The sequence below is a fragment of the Pseudarthrobacter sp. NPDC092424 genome (assembly GCF_044754925.1).
Lineage (GTDB): Bacteria > Actinomycetota > Actinomycetes > Actinomycetales > Micrococcaceae > Arthrobacter.
The window spans coordinates 47,749-67,852 of record NZ_JBIVQC010000012.1; the positions used below are offsets into that span (position 1 = coordinate 47,749).

Sequence of the window (20,104 nt, forward strand, 5' to 3'; positions counted from 1 at the left end):
CGGGCCGCAGTTGTCTGTACGCCCAGCGCTAAGGAATCCCAGTGGCCCAGAACCTGACCCAGAAGCTCCTCGCCAGCCACCTCGCGTCCGGCGAGCTGACTCCCGGCAGCGACATCACCATCGCCGTTGACCAGATCCTCATCGAGGACGCCACCGGAACCATGACCGCCATGCAGTTCGAAATGCTCGGTGTGGATTCCATCGCGGTGCCGCTGGCGGTCATGTACGTCGACCACAACGTCCTGCAGATCGACGACAAGAACATGCAGGACCACCACTACCTCCGCACCTTCTCCGCCCGCTACGGGCTGCGCTACTCCCCCGCCGGGCACGGCATCTCGCACTACATCCACCTGGAGCACTTCTCCAGGCCCGGCGGTGTCCTGGTGGGTGCGGACTCCCACACCTCCACGGCGGGCGCCCTCGGCATGTTCGCCGTCGGCGCGGGCGGGCTGGAGGTGGCCGTGGCGATGGCGGGCTACGGGTTCGACTTCGTGTGCCCCGCCGTCGTGGGCGTGGAACTGACGGGCACGCTCGGACCCAACGCCGAAGCGAAGGACGTGGTGCTGGAGCTGCTGCGCCGCCACGGCGTGCGCGGCGGCCGCGGGAAGGTGTTCGAGTTCTACGGCGAAGGGGTGGCTTCGCTGTCCGTCTCGGCGCGGGCCACCATCTGCAACATGATCATCGAAACAGGTGCCGCCACCGCCGTCTTCCCCTCCGATGACCAGACCCTCGCGTGGCTGCGCGCCCAGCGCCGCGAGGACCAGTTTGTTGCGCTGGCGGCGGACGCAGGGGCAACGTACGACGACGATGAGCGGCTTGATCTCTCGGCCCTCGTTCCGCTCGTGGCACTTCCGCATTCCCCGGGCAATGTCCGTCCGGTGTCCGAACTGCCGCGCACCGAGGTGGTCCAGGTCTGCGTCGGCTCCTCGGTGAACAGCTCCTACGAGGACTTGGCGACGGTGGCGGCGATCCTCAAGGGGCACACCGTCCATCCGTCCGTCCAGCTCACCGTGACCCCGGGCTCGCGGCAGATCCTGCAGACGATCATCGCTTCCGGGGTCTATGAGGACCTGATGCAGGCCGGGGCGCGGATGCTCGAGCCGGTGTGCGGCCCCTGTGTCGGCATCGGGCAGGCGCCCACGGAGGGGGCGCCGTCGTTGCGCACGTTCAACCGCAACTTCCCCGGCCGCAGCGGTACCGCGGAGGACAGCGTGTACCTGTGTTCGCCGTCGACCGCTGCCGCGAGCGCGCTGGAAGGCGCGATTGTCGACGCGTCCACCGTCAGCCGCGGCGAGATCCGCCCCGCGACGCCGCCGCGCCCGGAGGTCCACGACCTGCATATCGCCGGAGTCCTGCCGTTGGAGACCCGGCGTGACATCGAGATCGAGCGCGGCAGCAACCTGGTCCCGCCGCCGCAGCCGGAACCGCTCCAGGCGGACCTCGACGCCCGGGTGCTTATCGTCGTCGGGGATGACATCTCGACCGGCGACATGGCTCCCGACGGCGCCATCGCCATGTCGGTGTGGTCCAACATCGCCGTGTGCGCGCGCTTCATGTTCCGCCGCCTGGACCCGGAATTCCACGACCGGGCGCTGGAATGGGGCGGCGGGATCATTGTGGGCGGGGAAAACTACGGGCAGGGTTCGTCGCGGGAGCATGCCGCCCTGATCCCCCTGTACCTGGGGGTCAGGGTGGTCGCTGCCCGGAGCTACGCCCGGATCCACCGCCGCAACCTGATCGCGGCCGGGATCGTGCCGCTGGTCCTCCCGCCGGACGCGCACAGCTCAACGGGGCAGCGCTGGGTGATCGACGGGCTTGCCGACGCCCTGGCCAGCGGTGCCCGCTCCGTCACCGCCCGGGTGGACGGGGATGCTGAGCTGGAGCTCGGGCTGGATTTCTCCCCGGCCGAACGTGCTGTCCTCCTTGCCGGGGGCCTGCTGGCCCAGGTGCGGACCGGCGGGCGCTCCGTGCTGGCTGGCGATGCCGTCGTGCAGGACGACGCCGCAGGCATCGCGCCGGTCCGGTCCGTACGGTGAGGCAGGCAGCCATCGAACCGGTCCGGGATCCAGCGCGCCGGCCGGGACAGCGGGCCACGGCCATCGCGGCGATGACCACGGTGGTGGCGGTGCTGCCGGTCTTCCTGGTCGGCGGGCTGGCGGTCCAGCTCGAGCAGGACCTGGGCATGACGGCGTCGGCACTGGGTGTCGCGGTGGCCACCTTCTGGGCCGTGTCAGCACTGCTCTCCGCCCCGGCCGGGTATGTGGCGAGCGGGCTGGGACTCCGCCGCGGGATCCCGCTCGCGGTCGGACTGGGGTTTGTTGCGCTGGCGGGCATCGCGTTTGTCACCCCGCACTGGGCGTGGCTGATCGTCTGGCTGAGTTTCGCCGGGGCGGCGAACGCCCTGAGCCATCCGCTGTCCAACGGCCTGATCGTGGACCAGGTGGCGGTGCGCAACCGCGCCTTCTCGTTTGGCCTCAAGCAGGCGGCCATTCCGACGGCGACGCTCACCGCCGGCCTGTCGGTTCCGGTGTTCGCCCTGACCGTGGGGTGGAACTGGACCTTTGCGCTGGCGGCACTGCTGGCGGCGTCGCTGGTCCCGGTGCTCCTCCGCACCCTCCCACGCGGCGCCCCTGTCCCCCAGCTCTCGGGTAAAGCTGCCCGGGAGCCGCTGCCGCGGAAGCTGAAGCAGTTCCTGTTCGCGACGGCGGTGGCCAGCGCCTTGGGAGCCGGGCAGGCCAACGTGGTGGGTGCCTTCACCGTCACCATGGCCGTGCAGGTGGGCTTCGATGCCGCCGGCGCAGGCCTGTTGCTGGGTGCCGCCAGCGTGGCCGGGATCCTGGCCCGCCCGCTGGTGGGTATCGCCGCGGACCGGGGCATCGGCGGTTCGATGGCCACGGTGGCTCTGATGATGGCGGCCGGGAGCCTGGGGCTGCTCGGCATGGCGTCCGGCTTCCCGATCGCCTATGCCGCCGGAGCCGTGGTCGCGTTCGGCCTGGGCTGGGGCTGGAACGGCCTGGCCCATTACGTGGTCGCACGAACGGCGCATCCGTTCACCGCCCAAGCTACGGGCATCACCCAGAGCGGAACCTATATCGGCGGAACCCTGGGGCCGCTGCTGTTCGGGATCGTGTTCTCGCAGTTCAGTCCGGCTGTTGGGTGGACGCTTGCCGCGGTGGTCGCAGCAGCCGGGGCGGGGGCGTCGCTGGTGGCGTTCCGACTGGAGAAGGGGTTGCGGAGCGGTTCTTAGTCGCCGCGTGTCGCGGTGCCGAGGATGTGGAAGGAGACCGGTGTGCGGGTCTCGGGAAACAGGTACCGGTCCAGGCTCTGGATGGTAAATCCGGCATCCTCAATCGCCGCAGCGGTGTCGCGGCCGGTGTGGCATCCCCCGGCCACGCGCGGCCAGAGGGTGGCATCGAGCACCCGCTGGACCCGTACGAGGCCGGGTGTGTCCGCCCGGACATGTTCGAGGAAACGCAATTGCCCGCCAGGTTTGAGCACCCGGCGGATTTCCTTCAGCGCCGACGCCTGGTTGGCCACGGAGCACAGGACCAGCGACACCACCACAGCGTCGGCGCTGGCGTCGGCGAAGGGAAGCCTCTCCGCGAGGCCATCGACCACCTCCACCGGTACCGGAGCCTGCTTGGCCGCTTCGCCGGCGAGCCGCCGCAGGCTCGGTTCCGGCTCCACGGCCAGGACATGGGTGACGCTGGGCGGGTAGTGCGGAAAGTTAAGCCCGTCGCCGGCGCCTACCTCGACCACCTCGCCGGATAGGCCGGTGACCAACGCGCGGCGCCGCTGGTCCATGCCGCCGCGCTCCATCGCCTTACCCATCACGGGGTAGAGCCGCGCGAAAACCGGATGATGGACTGCCATGCTCGCCACTGTACCGGGCCGCTGTACCGGGACTCGGGGGTACGACGGCGGTTCCTCCTTCTACGGGCAGCCCGGCTGCGGTGGTGGCTGGGTGTTGTATCAACGCTCCCGGCCCTCCCCTGAGAGAGTTTTCCCATGAACACAACACGTCCTGCCGTCACCGTGGTCGGCAGCATCAACTTGGACCTGATCGCCACCGCGGAGCGGCTCCCGGCGGCGGGCGAAACCATCGGCGGCGCCGTGCTGTCTGAGCAGCCCGGCGGCAAGGGCGCCAACCAGGCCGCGGCGGCCGCCTGGCTGGGCGGTCGTGCCCGGATGGTCGGGGCGGTGGGCAGTGACGCCCAGGGGCAGCGGATGCTGGACGCCCTGGCGGGTGCCGGCGTCGACACCACTGACGTGGCAGTGCTGCCGGGCGCGACCGGAACGGCGCTGATTGTCGTGGACCGCGACGGCGAGAACCAGATCGTGGTGTGCCCGGGGGCCAACTCGCACCTGTCGCTGGACGGGGTGGAGTTCGGCCCGGAGGAGACGGTGCTGTGCCAGCTGGAGGTGGGCCTGGACGTGGTGCTGGAGGCGGCCCGGAGGGCGCAGGGCTTCTTTGTGCTGAACGCTGCGCCCGCCATGGACCTGCCGGCGGAGCTGCTGGAGCGGTGCGACCGGGTGATCGTCAACGAGAGCGAATACGCCCTGATCCCCGCCCTCGCGGAGGCAAAGCTCGTGGCGGTGACGTACGGCAAGGACGGCTCGGCAATGTTCGAGCACGGCCGAAAGGTGGCGGAGGCGCCGCCCACTGCCGTTGAGGTAGTGAACACGGTGGGCGCCGGGGACGCGTTCTGCGCGGCCCTGATCCTGGCGCTGCGGAGCGGGCTGGACAATGCGCGTGCATTGGCTGTGGCGAATGCCGTGGGAGCCGACGCCGTGGGTGATCCGTCATCGCAGCCCGATTTGGCACAACTGGGCCACTACGTGGAGCGAACCGCTCCGGCATCGGACGCCCGATGAGCTTCGCACTGTCAGCGACTGTCACGATGCTGCTGGGGGTGTTCCGGATGGAGCTCTGACGTGCGGCGCGGGTTGCTGCTCCATGAGCAAGCTCCATGGATGACGGTGCCCAGCCCAGGCAGGTGAACAAATTTCGGTACGGAAGCTGGTTCAGCTCCAGAACATTGAGTTGCGACTCAAATATGCATGAACGCGCCGGTCACAGTCCAGCGTCAAGAAGTCGCCGCAGAACGTCCGCTCCGAGCAGGATCCGGTCAACCGCGTCGATGCCGTCCACCTGTTTGATCTCAATGAAGCCGTTCTCGGAAGCGCCGAGCTCACGTCGAAGCGAGGTGTAGAGTTCCGCAAACTCCTCTACCGCAGGTCCGGACAGCTCCAATCCTTGCGAAACTGAGCGGATACCGACACCGCTCCGCGTGAGCTTCAACCGCCGAGGAGTAGCTTCATGCCCAGTGAACCAAGGGTCTTCCACGTCCTCGGGGCTCCCGGAACTACGCCAAATTGCAAGAAGATATGGATCCCGGTACCGACTATTGAGCGTGGTTGTACCGCCTCGGAGCATGCACATCGAGTAGCCCAGCGCCCCACCTTCTGAGTAGTAGATTCCCGAGCCGCCCTCACGCATGTCCGAGTATTTCACCATGTAGTATCGCCAATCGAAGGAGAGCTCCGCTTCACGCTGAGCGAGCCATTCCGACTGCAGGGCCCCCAGTGTCGGCTCTAATTCTTGGCAACAGCTGATGGCGTCCAAGAGCTTGGCCAAAGCGGATCGCGTCTCCGAAAGTGCCTCTCGATCTGCCCCCGTCAATAGTTCCCGCCAGGCATTCTCGTACCGCTTGAACCCGGTTCCGAATTGAAACCTTCTGTTGTTGGTTGTTCGTTGATACTCGCCCGTTGCTAGCAGCGCCCCCGTGACCTCGGGCCAGATTTCGGGCTCTGACGCCAAGCGAAGGAAGGTGTCAGTTCGAGCAGCGAACTTATTCGGTTCTAAGCAGAAGGCGCCTATAGATCCGCGCAGGAGGTGACTGTCTTCCAAACGATGAAGCGACTGGGTGAGCTCAGGGTTTGCGACCAGGAACTCTCGTTTCAGCAATTCCTCCCCGATCTGCTGCTTGTTGAAGCTCTCGAGTTCGCTGAGAGCGCCGTAACGCACAAGTCGTTCGATGTCTCGGAGCAACCTGGGCATCCGGTCCAGACGCAGTTCATTCGTGGAAGCTTCTATGAGATTACGCAGGGAACGGATCCGGGCCTGAGGTGCGTCTGTCTCATGCATAAGGTGGAGAAGCACGGCGAATAGCAGGAGGCTCTGCCCGAACGTGAAGATTCGTGTTCTCCCGCTCGTTTCACCAAACGTTCGACAGCAAACGTCGAACAGGTTGATCCGCTGGTCCCGGAAGAACAATGCGATTCGGTCGGCTTCATCCGCTGTCTGCTCCACCGTGCCCCTGAAAAGCCCTGCAAACAGGCCGGCGATGTCTCGGCCTTCCCATATGTCGAATGCGTTAAACAGGAAGTCCAATGACTCAGACCGTCTGACATTCGCCTCCCCAAAGACGCGCTCGGTGCGACGGCTGAGAAGTTCTCGACGCTCACGAACGTCAGCTTCTGGATCGCCCCACTCACACAACTCAGTGATGAAGCCGATGTAGCGAACGAACTCGTCGTCGATCAAGTCATCTTCGCCGCGGAATCCCCAGAGTAGGTCCGACCACACCCCGTCTACCCGTTCGGCAAACTCCATAGCCCTCTCGGTTGATTCAATAGACTTCTCAAAATGCGCCTTGAAATTTTCGAATTCCGTCAGCGGCTTACCCCGTGAGTTCATCTTGATGTAAAGGTCCGCAGCCGAGCCCATATCAGACGGAGCGAGCACGAGGAAGGAAACCGCCGGCTTGATCGGATCAACGAGTCGCACCCAAGCGGTCTTGGCATCCTCGGTCCGGAATCGCGTGTGAATTGCGTCCAGCATCACAAGCATGGACTGGATTGTGGGATCATGGCGCCAAACGAAGAGGTACCACGGCTGGTCGATGATCCATGCCGACGGCTTATCAATGGAGGCTGGCAGCGGGGACACTACAAGGCGTTCGCAGAATAAGCGTGCGCTCGGTCGAGTGGCGTATGTGAACTGGGCCCATGGCTGACGAGAGTCAAGCTCTCCCGCTCGCGATGCTAGATACCAGTGCAATAGGAATAACGTCGTAAGCCGCTGCTGACCATCAAGTGGCTCCAGCACACCAGACTTCACTTCACCGTAAACAAAGTCGAGGTGGACCGGATCCGGATTTTCTCCGGAGACGGCCGAGTGAAGAACGTCAAGGAAGTTGTTGCGAATCTGTTCGATTTTGCCATCTTCCCGACCCTGCGCGTAATCCCTCTGGATTAGAGGGACTTGGATCGCCCTAACTTGTGCCTCATCATCGGCAAAAAGGCCGATGAACGTCGTCAAGCGGCTTGGCGTATTCATGCTTGGCTCACTTCTTCCATTAAGTAACCGCCGATTTCACTGCGAAATGCGTCCAAGTACGCACGGCGATCCGCTGCGCCCCAAAAGTGGACTTGCTGCGCACCCTCCTCCGTGTAGTACTTCAAAAACACATTTCGTGTACATACCGGTATGTAGGAACCCATGCGGTCCCTTCGGAGTATCTCAAGCCTTTTCACTTCAAAAACCGCGTTGCTCAATGCGCTGTTGTCTCTGCCGCCGAGAAGCGCAAGGTTGTCAATGACATGCACGTCACCCTCTGCACCCTCATCACCGGAAGAAAAGATCGCATTGACCTCGCGCTGCAACTCAGGGAACGTATGCCGGTTGATCGTAGGGATCGCATCGTCAATGCGGCGGATCAGGTCATGACGACGGTCCTGGTCGATCGGCAGGTTGACTAACGCGTCACGATGTAGGCGGAGCCAGCTCGCCCACTGCTCGGCCGTATTGAGAGCTTCGGCATTCTGTGCGTGGATGTGCTCCAGTGACCATGCCCCGGCCGCGTGCGCATGAAATGAATAGCGTTCCGAGGAATGTTGCATCTTTCGGATTGTTTCGACGTTCATCAACAGCAGTGCTTGGGTCGCCTTCTCCCGTCCTGCCGCACTCTCATAGGAGAGCCCGGATAGTGCTGTGTCGGTCAGGTCCAGTTTCGTCTTGATCATGTTATCGAGCAACGCCTCGAAGCTGCTCTTAGTTCTGCCTTCTGCAACAGCGACAAGCTCGTCAAAAGGAGTCTTAGTTGCGATCAGGTACCCTACCTTGTGAAAGAGATTTCGGTCCTCGTACCAGCCGAGAATCAGGGAGTGGAGATCGAGGACTTTGTTCCAAAAGGTCTTGAAGTCAAAATCAATTTCGGCACGTAGGGAATCAAACGTTTTGAAGGCCGCTGTTTCACGCCCTGTCGACCCACCTGCGAGACAGTCGAGCAGCAGAGCTATATGGTTCGACTGACTATCTGCCTGCCCTGTCACGAACGCCCACAGCTCGGGTGCACGGAGATCGCGTTCGAGGGTGTCCCACTGGGCGGCTATCTCTTGGGACCGGTCGGGCCCGACGGCATTACCTCGAGCGCGGGTGAGCAGAAGCGCCTTCACCAGCTCCGCATCGGTCAAGGGGATGCGACCAACATTGAGCCGGGTAAACAGATCGGTAGAATCCATCGCAGTTGGTGCCTCGTACCAGATCACCTTCACGCGACGCGACAAATCCGTGTAGAAGTCGATTGCCGCTTGAGTTTCGCCAGGCCCTAAAGATTCAAACCAAGATCTGATCGTAGAAGCGGCCTTGTGGATGTGGAAGAAGTCGATATTGCGTTTGCTGCCCGCCTCGTCAGGTTCCTTCAAATACTCCTGACTCCCACCCCGCGTGGCATATTCGAGCTCGAACTGAACCTTTGCGAACGGCAACGACCGGCGGATGTCCTGCAGAATAAGGAACAAAGTGGTAAGTCTCTGTTGGCCGTCTACAAGCTCCCACCGACCATCTGCCATGGATTTCACGACGATCGGCTGCAGATAATATGCCGATTGGTTACGGCTCTCCACGATATCGTCCAGAAGGCGCGTAACTTCCTCTTCACCCCACCGATACCCGCGCTGGTACGCGGGGATGAAAAACCGCCCTTCAATAGCACCGACAAATCGATCCTCTAATAAACCTGGCTTCCCCATGCCCGCAACTGTACACAGCCCCTCCGACATTGCCGGCGGTTTCGATAGCGTTTCACTACGTGTTTAGCCTGCCGTAGTCGGAACTATCCCCGGCAGTTAGTTATGCCATGCAGGGCTTTAATCAGAATTATCCAAGGGCACAATCTAGCCAGTTGCATCTTTCTCAAAGGTGACCTCGTATCCGAGCGACCCGAACAGGCCGGTCAGCATGCTCTTGGTGTTCTCGTCGGCTCTCTGCCGCAGCTCAGAGTCCTCAGCAGCTTCAGCCATATCCGATTCGGCGAGGAGATAGAGCTCCGCTTGCTGAGGCGCTGTAAACGCATCTACGACTCGGTCCGCTATACCCCGATCCTGGCTGTACACGTAGGAGCGATCATGATCGACATTGGGCTTGTCCAGCTGCGGCTCGGGCAGCCGCAGTGTCACAGATTTGCCGTCCGCTGACAGAATAAGGTCCTCATCGGCGAGGCCTGCAAGATCGACATAGGCATTGACGGTTCCAGCGGCCACAAAGAGGGTCCGTCGTCCTGCTATGAAATCGGGAAGTCCCCCGGTGTCTTCTTTCTCGTCCAACAAAATCTCGAAATTACCGACAGCAGCATGGTACTGGCTTACATTTTTGACGGACTTCAAAAGAACGGTTTGATCCCGCTCGCTCTTGTTTGAAAACGGGCCGAGTCCAAGCACGCTCGCTATAAGCAGTGCGGCCAGGAGCACCGCCACCGCAATCGCAGTGAGCGCGACCGGTTTGAATGATTTAGCTTCCGACACTGGACCCCTTTTGCTTTGAAACGGCCTGGGTTCCGTTCCTGATGATTGCATGCCATAGATTGCTGTCTGGCTGATTCAGGATCAGTGTACCGGGACTCGCCCAACGCTTAGCCGGGCGACACTTCATGCGTTCCGATATGAATGTGGGACGATAACCACCGGTGCCGTTTCGGCAAGGACCATGTTCTCAGGTTCTGCAGCGGCGTCGCTCCCACCGCCAAGGCGGTTTCACTTCCATGAGGGGACAAAGTGACTACTGACAGCAAAGCACTCGTGCCGGTATGGACACTAGCTACAGAGGCAGTGAGCGTTGCTGACGTGCTGGGTACTGAGGCTCTAACGCCGGCTCGCCTCGCAGAAATGCGAACCGTTCTGGCAGCACTCGCGGATTCTCCCATCGCCACACTCGAAATGCACCCGATGCCACAGTCCCGCGATCGCAAGGGGGGCCTACCGCTTGACGTTGCAAGCCCGCTCGCAAAGCAGCTGGCGCAGCTCGTAACGCAAACAGCGAAATCCGCTCCCCCGAAGGTGAATGTGGCCGAAACGGGAGAGGTACTTTACCGGTTGGTGGTGCCTGCCAAGCTTGCCGCCCAGGCTGGCCAAGGACTCGTTCGCCCTATGGCCGCCAAGGGAGTTGCAGGAGCTATTCATGGTTCCCTTGTGAACTCGACCGGAATCGTGGGTGCCGCTACATTCGTCCCTGTCGCAAGCGGAGCAGCAGCTGCAGGCACGGCCGGCGCTGCAACTGGTGCGGCAGCTACAGCTGGCGTGGCGGTCGCCAGCGCTGGAGCCCTGACGGTGGCCGCACCACTTGTGCTGATGGCCGTAGCCGTGAGCGTCAGCGCACATGCCGAGCACCAGCGCCAGGAAGCGATTGAGCGCATCACTGAACTCTTGGAGCAGTTGCACGAGGACAACCTTGAAAAGGAACGCAACGAGTTGGACGGTTGCCGTGAAGCGATCGACAAAGCGACGTCGATCCTACTTGACCAGGGCCGGATCGGCTTTTCGCTCGGCCTGGATTCTTCCGTGCATGGTATCAACACCGCTATTTCGGCTACCCGTAGGCGGCTAAAGAAGTGGGAAGCTGCACTGGATGCCCTGCCCGACGGCGCAGTCGAAGTGGGCGAACTAAAGAAGTCATTTCCCGGCATCACCGAGGAAGGCGGCACCTTCCGGGCGCACTTGGAAATTGCCCGGCTAGCCGTCGCTCTTAAACGCCGGGTGCTTGTGCTTCAAGCAGTCGAACACGCCCAGCAGGACAAAGACAATTCGTTCAAAAATTTCATCCGGGCGCTTCATGCTGACGGACGCAGCACCGACGAGTTGGAGTCGGGCATCAACCAGCTTCTGCTTCGACTGTCTGCCCTCGAGGTGAAGCGCGACGGCGGTTTCCGGCTTCCCGCATTTACGCCCGGCGAGGTAGACCAGCTGCTGCAGGCCGCATATCGACTTCGTGCTTTGGGAGACGGTCTCCAGCTAAATGACCACCGGGACGACGTCGCAATTGAGATTGAGCGGAACAGCGACGGGTCGCTCGTAGTTTTCCCTGCGGTCCCCGCCTAGGGTGTCGGTGCGCAAAGCGTCCAGGGACTTTGCACTCGTTTATCCCGTCAGACCAGCCATCACAGATATGGAGCAGACCATGGCCGGAAAGGCAAACAAAGCCGCAGCCGCGATGAAGGACGTCGGACAAAAGGCTAAAGCCGCCACTACCAGACTTTACGTTCTCGCCAAGGACCCGGAGATGCAGGCCAAGGCCGAGAAGCTGCTTGTGGACGGGAAGAGAATTTATCGTGCAGCAACGAGCCCTGAAGCCAAAGAGACCTACCGCAAGGTAGCAGCAGTAATAGACAAGATGCGGAAGAAGTAGCAACGGGCACGAGCCCTGCTAGTTCATCATCAACCTTCCGGGGACTGTTGCGCCAGGTCCGGTTCCCACTCCAAGACGAGTTGATCCTCCGGATTCCCTTGCAGATCCGGGTTTTGCAGGTACTTCGCCAATACCTGCGCAAACCTGTCGGCCCTCGTCACCAGCCATTCCACGAGTTCCTGTGACTGGGCTTCATCAAGGAAATCGCCGGGCAGCCTGCTGACAAGCTTGGAGGCCTTACGGCCGGGCTTGTCGTCCCACTCCACCTCAAACCCTAGAGCGGCTTCGATAGCGGTGCGCTGCGCAAGTAACTCCCCGTAAAGACCCTTGTCGTTGTTGATCCAGAATTGCGCGGTTACGAGCTTGCTCTGCGAGTTAACTGAAAGCGAGATCACAGCACGGGAATCCCCGAGGCTCACGTCATACCAGTTTTGTGGTGACGGTTTACGCCATGTCTTGATGTTGGTCGCATTAGCGAGCCCGAAGTTTCGTACTCGCTCGAAGAAGTCCAGCTGTGCGTTCTTCAGCGCCACGTTGTTTTCCGCGCGAGCCTGACCGCTCACCCTATTGCGTCGCGCGGAGATCACATTCTCGTCGACGTCGAGACCCGCGGCTTCAGCAAGCTCCTCTGCACCAATAAATTGGTCGCGGTCCGCGCGTCCTTCAGCGTCAAATCTAACTCCTTCCTCCTCGAGAACCGCCCGTGGGTCATCGTTGCGGTCGGGTTCCAGCCAACGGAAGCCGGGCGAGATGGTCCCGCCACTCTGCAGGACACGCCACGCGTTCGCTATCGGATAGTTCGCAAGTATCCCGGCCAGTGGCTGTGGCCACGTGTTCGCCACGATGGCGACATCCCCGTAGGAGCTCCATCGGCCGGCGGGGATCCCGGCTACAACCGCAGCAATTTGGCTGCGAAGAGCTGACGGCTCCTCGCCCACTGCAATAATGCTTTCGTCAGGGCCAGGCCACAAATCGATGATCTTCTCCGCCAGTTCAGCGCTGCGCGCGTTGATCTCGTCGGCACCCCAAGAGGTGTGGGCGGCAATCGCTTGATTCATTGCAACGCCGCTCTTAGCCAGCAACTCCCGCTTCTCGTGGAACGGCTTGTTGCTGAGCTCGCTGTTGTACCCACTGAGAGTCAGGTTGCCCAGGGTGTGCACGACGCGCTCATGCTCGTAATCAATGTCTGCGTCTGCGTCGAAACCCTCTGCGAACGCTTCCCGTACGGGCTCAGTCATAGTCTGGGGCAAGACATGCTCGATGCTCAGGTGCCTTGGGTCGAGGTCGACGATCTCCTTCGGGCGGTAGGCTTCTTCAAGCCACTGCAGGATCAGCTTTTTCTGTGTTCCACGGCCCTGCCAGTAGAAGGCGACAGCCCGAGCAGCCTCTCGGACCTGCTGATCGGTTGCAAAGTATTTTCGACCCTGCGACAGGTAGTCGCGTAGTGCCTTGTCGATGTCCTCGGCACCACTGATCGCACCAACAGCTTGGAGCAGTGTCCGGTTCAGGTTGGCGGTAGCGCGTCCGATGATGATCCGCCGCACGAAGTAGGACTCGAGATAAGTCAACGCGCGAACCACTTGATCATTGGCAGCGGTGCCGGCGGCGCGTCGGGCGAGGATCTGCATCACCACGGGATACGCAGTGGTCGAACCCCACGCCTTGATTCTGGTGAGGCGCCTGCGAATCTCGGTATGTCTTTCCTCCGCAGGGTTGAGAATCGTAGCGAGCACGTTGCCCAATCGGGCTATACGGACTACCTCAGCCTCTACCTGGTCAATGGTCTTGAGTTTCTCGAGCCGCTTTTGCTGTCCTACGTAAGTATCAGATTGTTTTGCCCGTTCGTCGCGTTGAGCGAGATCGAGCCAGAACAACAACTCGAGGTTTTCAGAGTCAAGCTTTTTCTCTAGTGGAAGCCAAATATTGTCGTAGACGGTTTCTGCGCGGTCACCGAGCCTCATGAACAGGTAGTTCTTGAGCAGGTCACTTTGTGTCAGGCGAAGACCAGTATTGTTCAGGGACTCGAAGATGCGGTGTGCGTTGTCTGACGGTTCGGCAGTAACGACGACGAGCGCGAGTCCGCGGACGACGGCGGCCTCGAGCAGATAGAGGTCGTGTGGATCGTCTGGGTCGTCAGCCGCCGCGATCTTCGAGCGGAAGAATCGGTAGGCGTCGCCGATGGTATCCTCACCGCCGGCCTGAGGAGCACGGTTGAGAACAGCCATATAGGCGGGCCGGTCTGTCTGCGTCGGCATCACCTTGAGTGGCTTGCCATTGTCGTAAACGTTGATGAGGTATTGGGCATCGATGCCGCCAGCTCGGTCAGTTTCCCCGGTTTCGATCAAGTGGTCCCGGAGTGCAGCCAGGAGAAGAGTCAGAGTGGTCAGGCGCTGCTGGCCGTCAACGACAAGAAACTTGTTGACGCCGATGGCCCCGAAATCAGGGCTGCTCGCCAGGACGAGGGACCCGATGAAATGAGAGGCCTTCGGGTCGTCGTGAAGGGTCCGCTCCAGCTCCACGACGTCTGACCACAACTGGTCGAGCTGCTTCTTCCCCCACGAGTACACCCGCTGATACAGAGGAACCTGGTACTGCTTCTTGCCTTCTAGAACGCCCGCGAGCGTCCCATTTTCCGCTCGAACCACAAGCGTCTCCTTAGAGTCTTAGTGCTTAGGGATGAGAATACATCGATCGAGTATTCACACCCCGCCCTGTGCGTCTAGAGGAAGGCTCGATGTGCTTGATTTGCGTACCTCCTGCCAAATCATGAGCATAAAGCGCCCGCCGAGATAGCGCCTGGCGGGCGCTTCATACACACCTTATTGCGCAGTCTCGTATGAGCCGTCTGGCCGGCGCAGGCAGTAACCCTTCTTTACGGCTCTCCGAAGGCTCCGCTGAAGTGCATTCTGAATATCGGGGCCTCGTCGTGCCCAGCCGAAGACGTTACGGACGGCGACGAGTAACTCTTCTTCTGTAATGACTATTGAGTCAGCAACTACGAGACGAACGGCCTCATCGAACTCTTCAGGCGGGATAGCGCCTGCTTTACGGATGTCACTTTGTCCCGTTGGTCGCCGGACGTTTACTGCGTTTGCGCCATCGACTCGGATAAAGCCTTCTTTATCGAGCTTCACTTTCATGCCGCTAACTTTGGCAAGTGACAATGCTCTTTCAATGTTGATTTTGGCGCGGGGACCAATGGCACCGGCTCCCCAGTGCTCCCGCAACCGAGTGTGAAAGGTATCTACGTGCAGCGGCGCTTCGACGCTAACGACGTGGGCCGCATACTGGATGAGGTCTGTAAGTGCGTCGGCATCTCCCGGTTGGTACCAATACCGGTGCGCAGGCTTTGAGGCGGAGGTGTATGGGACCGTCCAGGCGGGCGGGGCGGACAGGTCAATCTCTTCATACTCCATGAGCCCGGTACTTTCCGCCGCCTGAGCAATGGCAGGAACGCCCTGGTTCCCACTCACAGCGTCCTCAATTGCCTGCTTGAGAGCGATCTCCTGTGTGGACCGGTCTCTGTACCAGCTCAAACCCCAGATCCGATAGATATCCCACCCGAGCCCCCGCAGCACGGATTCCCTCAGGCGGTCTCTGTCACGCGCGCTCTTTGCCGAATGATAAGCGGCTCCGTCGCACTCGATGCCCAGCATGAAGCTCCCGGGCTTTTCAGGATGACGAACCCCTATATCTATCCTGTAGCCACCAGCCCCAACCTGAGACACGGCGTCGTAACCCCATGCCCTGATTACGCGAAGGACTTCCTCTTCAAAGGGGCTCTCGGCATCCCCCACAGATCCGGATATGTCAGAGGCTAAGGCCGTTCGGCCCCGGGCAGCAAAGTCCAGATAATTCTTCAGGTGACGATTTCCTGCTGACGCGCCGTCAGACATGTCTCCAGCATGGAATGAGCTGACTACTTCGACCCTTCGGCGTGCGCGCGTGATTGCCACGTTTAGTCTCCGTTCGCCGCCTTTCCGAGTCAGGGGTCCGAAGTTCATTGCCAGCTTGCCCGCTTCATCGGGCCCGTAGCCAATACTGAAGATGATGATGTCTCGCTCGTCGCCCTGGACGGACTCGAGATTCTTCACAAAGAACCCGCGGAGTCGATCATGGTCTTCCATGAGACCCGTAAGCAGCGGCTCTAGTTCTGCGCGACGTTCAATAGCTTCGGAAACAGCCTCGGCTTGTTGTGTAGAGAACGTTACGACTCCGAGCGAGAGGTCCGGGTTAACGCGGCGATGTTCAAGGACACGGTCCACGACGCGCTCTGCTTCAATGGGATTCTTGCTACCAGCCCCTCGCTGATAGATACCCTGAACGAATTCGTGATGTACCCCGAGGTCGTCAGCTTCCTGGGTGGCGCCAGGGAATGTATTGAGTTTCCCCTCGTAAATCCGGTAGTTCGAATAGGTAATGAGATCTTCATGAAGGCTGCGGTAGTGCCATGAGAGCGGCAGGGACACCATAGCCCCCGAAGCCTTACATAGGTCCAAGACGCTATCGAAGTTGTCCGGTTCATCTTCGTCGTCGCTTTCAATATCTGCAGCCGAGAAGAAGGACGTTGGCGGGAGCTGTCGCTGGTCCCCAGCCACGATCAGCTGTTTGCCCCTGTAGATGCAATTGACGGAATCCGCGGGCATGACCTGAGAGGCCTCATCGAAGATAACGACATCGAAGACGAACCCTGCAGGAAGATACTGCGATACGGAAAGAGGACTCATCATGAAACAGGGCTTCAGCCCCTGGACTATAGAGCCGGTTTCTTCCAGCAACCGCCTAATGGGTTTGTGACGGGACTTCTTGTTGGCCTCGTGCGCGATGACTGCCGCAGGGCCGGCCATGCTGCGTGGACGTCGGGCAACACAGGCCGTCACGACGTCGGCGTAAGCATTGACGATTAGGTTTCCGTCCAATTCCTTGAACTGTTTCAGTAGGCTTTCGCGGCCGGACGCACGGTGTTCCGATAGCCTGTCGTCCCCTTCAATGATGCTTTCTGCCCAAGGTTCCAGCGCAGCCCTTTCAATTGCTGACACTACTTGGTCCGCTGGCGCATGGCTGTCGCACAGGGCTGTCAGCGTCTCAGGCACTCCAGCATCGGAAAGAGCAGCAAAGAGCCTTTTATATTCGAACCAAACATCTATATCAGCAGCCGGGTTAAAACCAAGGGCAGCAAGGAGTTCCTCTGCGTATTCAAGGTCATGGTTCAGTTCGGCGCTGAGCTCGGTCGAGCGCTCGGCATCAAAGAAGCCGACCAGCTTGTCTCGGGCTTCCAGCCAGGAGGAAAGGCCTTCTGCCAAATCAAGGTCGGAAGCGTCGAACTCCTCAACGAACCGGACATCGTCATCCTCGATTGGTCCTCCGACGATTCTGCGCAAGGCTGCGATCCAATCGTAGTCGGCTCGCACCGCTGCCCAGTCTGTTTTCCGTGGACTGTATCGCTTGCCCAATACCTCGGAATCGTGCCGCGAACGTTCGGCGGTTTTCTCATCCATCGCGTCCAACGCATCGATCTGCCGGAGAACCGCACTGGCCGCAACCGGTGTTGCCGTCTCGCCCAGCATCTTCGAAAGTCGGTCCCGTAAAAGTTGCGCGGCCGAAAAGTTCTCCTGGGCCGCCTTGAGGATTCCCAAAATGTGAGTCAGTGGCAGATCACCGACCTGTTCATGGAAAACAGTGCCGAAGAGTGCATGCGTGTCGACACCGAAGCGCTCCACCATATTGGCAACGTCTCTCGCCAGAGGGATCAGCTCTGCGTCTGGCGTGTTGGCTTTGCTCAGCTGCCGGGCCAGCGCGGAGGACGCTATGTCATCTCCGGCCAGCTTCAAAGCCGTTCTGGCAACCTCAAGTGCCTGAGCGATCCTCGCAAAGTCAGTCGCAGTGCCACGGTAATAACTACCGAGCCGAGGCCCATATTCGGGCTCGCTGTTAGCGAGGTTCTCCTGTGCTGTCTGCCAAGAGATGGCATCACCAAGCATGGCAATGATTTCCTTGTTGACGACCCCGGCAACGGTCACCTCGCGAAGCGTTTTCTTGTCCGCCCGGGCTTGTTTACTCCAGGCTTTCAGTCCTCTGTGTTGCAATTCGAAACGGGCCTTAAGGCCTTTGAGATCCAGTGCGAGGATTTCAGGGCTGAAGGTTGACTCCATTGCCGACTGACGGTCGCGTACGATCGCAGCCAGCTCCTCAAGAATTCGCGCGCTTTCGTCCAAAGCCCCTTGGACACTCGGGTTGATCCAATGTGGTTCCGGCAGGCTGCCCTGTTGGCTGAGCTCTGCGAGTGATGAGAGGGCTAGGCATTTGTTTAGAGTCAGTGATTGCGGTTCAACATCGAAAAGCACACCTAGTTGCTGGGCCTTGTCGAGTAGAGCTTCGAGTAAGGAGGCAGCCCTGGAAGTTCCCAGCTCGATGCCGCTAAGCTGGCCGAACGGAAATTGGCTAAGAGGACGACTGAAAACTGCCGGATCGTGCTCAAGAAAAGTTTCAAGCGGGGCTATAAGGCTCTTGTCGATCTTGTCCCATCTGTCCACGCAAATACTGTCAATTTCAGATTTTTTGGTCTGGTATTCGACGTCCTCTGCGTGAAGGCTGTCGATCCTTCGAAGAACATCAGTGAATTTGGGCACGGAATACCAATGCCGGGGAACGTTCCTTCTTGTACAGAGATGGGCGGAAAGATCCGCTCGCGAACGAACGCCGGCAACGTCCAGGGCAACAGGCCAGAATGGGATCTGTGCGTCAAAGAGCCTGACTGTCCGCAGGAGGCGTTCTGTTGCCAGGGCCAGAATGTCCACACACTTCTCGGCCTCCTTGATTTGTGCTTGTGTGAGGCTCGATCCGGCGAGACCTCGCCAGGAAAATGATTCTCCTTCTGCAGCCGGGCGCCACACCTTCGACAGTGATGTGGCGGCAAGCAGGATGTCTGCTAGTGCGTCCGCAGACAGCAAGCCAAGTTTGCTGGGATCCCCAGAAGGGTATTCGCCCACGTTTGCTAGCTGAGCCAGCCGTCCCAAGACATCAAAGAGGCTCCGTCCTAACGGGCTTCGGACCTCGTTCATTGCGTCAGCATGGTCGCTTAGCCTGGTCCGGCTTTTGATGAGCTGAGATCGGTCCGTTTCCGAGAAAGAGCTCTTTACTACCGGGCGGCGGGTGAGCTCAGCATGAAGCGTCTGGACCACCTGCTTACGGGTCGCCTTATGGCTATGCAGTTCAAGCAGGAATGGATCCAACTGCCTGCTCGTCAGCCGATCGCGCACCACGTCGAGGGCGGCCGCCTTTTCACTGACAAACAGCACCGTTTTTCCTGTTGCGATGAGCTCAGCGATGATGTTGGCAATGGTCTGGCTCTTGCCGGTACCTGGAGGGCCGTCCATGATAAAGCTGCGGCCTTCTCTCGCCGCAAGAATGCACTTTCTTTGACTTCCGTCGGCGTCAAGAATGCTGTGGAGCTTTTCGGGCGGCAGACGGAAATCCAGCTCTTCGTCAGAAACAGGGTCAAAGGCGAACACCTCGGAGTTCGGTGCCTCCGGGCCCAGTGCCATGAGTTGAATCATGCCGTTGGCGACAATCTTGGCTTCGTTTTGCTCAAGGTCACGGTACATAGCTTCCTTGTGGAAGCTGAAAATGGACATGACAACCCGCTCGTCAACATTCCAGCCTGCGTACTGCGCGATAGCCTTGCGCACGCCGGACAGTACCGTCGCTACGTTCAGGTCATCCACCTCGAACTCCGGGAGGTCCAGGCCGAAGTCCCTACTGAGCTTAAGGCCGAGGGCCGTGTTCAGTGCCGGTTCGTCTTCCGTTCGCCTCAACACATACTGCTTTCCCTCCTTGGCTAGACGGACGGGCACAAGCAGCAACGGACTTGAGATTTTCTTTCCGTCAGCGGGATCAATCCAATTGAGCATGCCGTGGCCCAAATAAAGGGTCCATACCCCGCGGTCCGCATATTCTTGTTCCGAGCGTTGATGCAGCCGCTTTGACGTGCTCAGGATTTGGGCAGCGGTTTTGCCAGTGACGCGTAGGGTTCGTGAACCTTTCGTGGGAAGCCTCAGGGCCTGTGCCGATTCACCCGCTTCATCGTCTGCAGGTTCACTGCTGACGAGCATGACGTCGCCCTCCGCCACCAAGGCTTCTACCCCTGAGCAGCCAGGTTCAACGATTTCGAAAGTCCCACTCTTGGGGTGCTGGAAATAGACAAGCCTCTGACGTCTGTCGATCGACAACAGGTCGTCCCGCCAGCGTTGCATCTGCAACGCGAGCTTTTTGTCCAAGACACCATTGCCTGTCGACACGGTTTCTCCTACCTTTCCGCCCCACGCGGAGAATTGATGCATTGCATTCAGCGTCTCGGTCTTTTCGAGCCGATCGTCCACTGAAGGATATCTGTCTAGTTGGTCTGCTGAGTTTTCAGTC

The 20,104-nt window shown here is 60.3% G+C and carries 11 protein-coding genes; 5 read left to right on the top strand and 6 right to left on the bottom strand.

Features of this window, described 5'->3' with window-relative positions; translation table 11 throughout:
* Positions 1-41: 41 nt before the first annotated feature.
* Together ACIQCN_RS14435 and ACIQCN_RS14440 are read left to right on the top strand one after the other, a co-directional pair.
* Positions 42-2,039: an aconitate hydratase gene (locus ACIQCN_RS14435; RefSeq protein WP_400611518.1), complete on the top strand. Its 1,998-nt coding sequence runs from the start codon at positions 42-44 to the stop codon at positions 2,037-2,039.
* Positions 2,036-3,250: an MFS transporter gene (locus ACIQCN_RS14440; protein ID WP_400611520.1), complete on the top strand. Its 1,215-nt coding sequence runs from the start codon at positions 2,036-2,038 to the stop codon at positions 3,248-3,250. The genes ACIQCN_RS14435 and ACIQCN_RS14440 overlap by 4 nt, the downstream gene beginning before the upstream one ends.
* On the opposite strand, the gene ACIQCN_RS14445 is transcribed toward ACIQCN_RS14440, so the two are convergent.
* A complete protein-coding gene (locus ACIQCN_RS14445) occupies positions 3,247-3,876 on the bottom strand; it encodes a class I SAM-dependent methyltransferase (RefSeq protein ID WP_400611522.1) in 630 nt (209 codons plus the stop codon). The genes ACIQCN_RS14440 and ACIQCN_RS14445 overlap by 4 nt on opposite strands.
* A gap of 135 nt (positions 3,877-4,011) precedes the next feature.
* Here ACIQCN_RS14445 and ACIQCN_RS14450 point away from each other — a divergent pair, with 135 nt between their 5' ends.
* The gene (locus ACIQCN_RS14450; protein ID WP_400532360.1) at positions 4,012-4,878 is read left to right on the top strand and encodes a ribokinase; all 867 of its coding nucleotides are present in this window, start codon (positions 4,012-4,014) and stop codon (positions 4,876-4,878) included.
* A 199-nt stretch (positions 4,879-5,077) separates the two neighbouring features.
* Here ACIQCN_RS14450 and ACIQCN_RS14455 read toward each other — a convergent pair whose 3' ends face one another.
* The 3 genes from ACIQCN_RS14455 to ACIQCN_RS14465 form a co-directional block, all read right to left on the bottom strand.
* Positions 5,078-7,345, bottom strand: coding sequence for a DUF262 domain-containing protein (locus tag ACIQCN_RS14455; protein ID WP_400532362.1), 2,268 nt, complete (start codon positions 7,343-7,345; stop codon positions 5,078-5,080).
* A complete protein-coding gene (locus ACIQCN_RS14460; RefSeq protein WP_400532363.1) occupies positions 7,342-9,039 on the bottom strand; it encodes a DUF262 domain-containing protein in 1,698 nt (565 codons plus the stop codon). Before ACIQCN_RS14460 ends, ACIQCN_RS14455 begins: the two co-directional genes overlap by 4 nt.
* A 144-nt stretch (positions 9,040-9,183) precedes the next feature.
* Positions 9,184-9,810, bottom strand: coding sequence for a DUF4230 domain-containing protein (locus ACIQCN_RS14465; protein ID WP_400532364.1), 627 nt, complete (start codon positions 9,808-9,810; stop codon positions 9,184-9,186).
* A gap of 249 nt (positions 9,811-10,059) precedes the next feature.
* Between ACIQCN_RS14465 and ACIQCN_RS14470 the strand changes: the two genes are divergently transcribed.
* A complete protein-coding gene (locus tag ACIQCN_RS14470; RefSeq protein ID WP_400611524.1) occupies positions 10,060-11,379 on the top strand; it encodes a hypothetical protein in 1,320 nt (439 codons plus the stop codon).
* Between the two features lie 79 nt (positions 11,380-11,458).
* Complete coding sequence (locus tag ACIQCN_RS14475; RefSeq protein WP_400532366.1) at positions 11,459-11,686, top strand: hypothetical protein; 228 nt, start codon at positions 11,459-11,461, stop codon at positions 11,684-11,686.
* Positions 11,687-11,715: 29 nt separating this feature from the next.
* Here ACIQCN_RS14475 and ACIQCN_RS14480 read toward each other — a convergent pair whose 3' ends face one another.
* Positions 11,716-14,331 (bottom strand): DUF4268 domain-containing protein, encoded by a 2,616-nt coding sequence (locus ACIQCN_RS14480; protein ID WP_400532367.1) that lies wholly within the window; start codon positions 14,329-14,331, stop codon positions 11,716-11,718.
* Between the two features lie 174 nt (positions 14,332-14,505).
* The gene (locus tag ACIQCN_RS14485; protein WP_400611526.1) at positions 14,506-20,064 is read right to left on the bottom strand and encodes a DUF3320 domain-containing protein; all 5,559 of its coding nucleotides are present in this window, start codon (positions 20,062-20,064) and stop codon (positions 14,506-14,508) included.
* Positions 20,065-20,104: the final 40 nt, after the last annotated feature.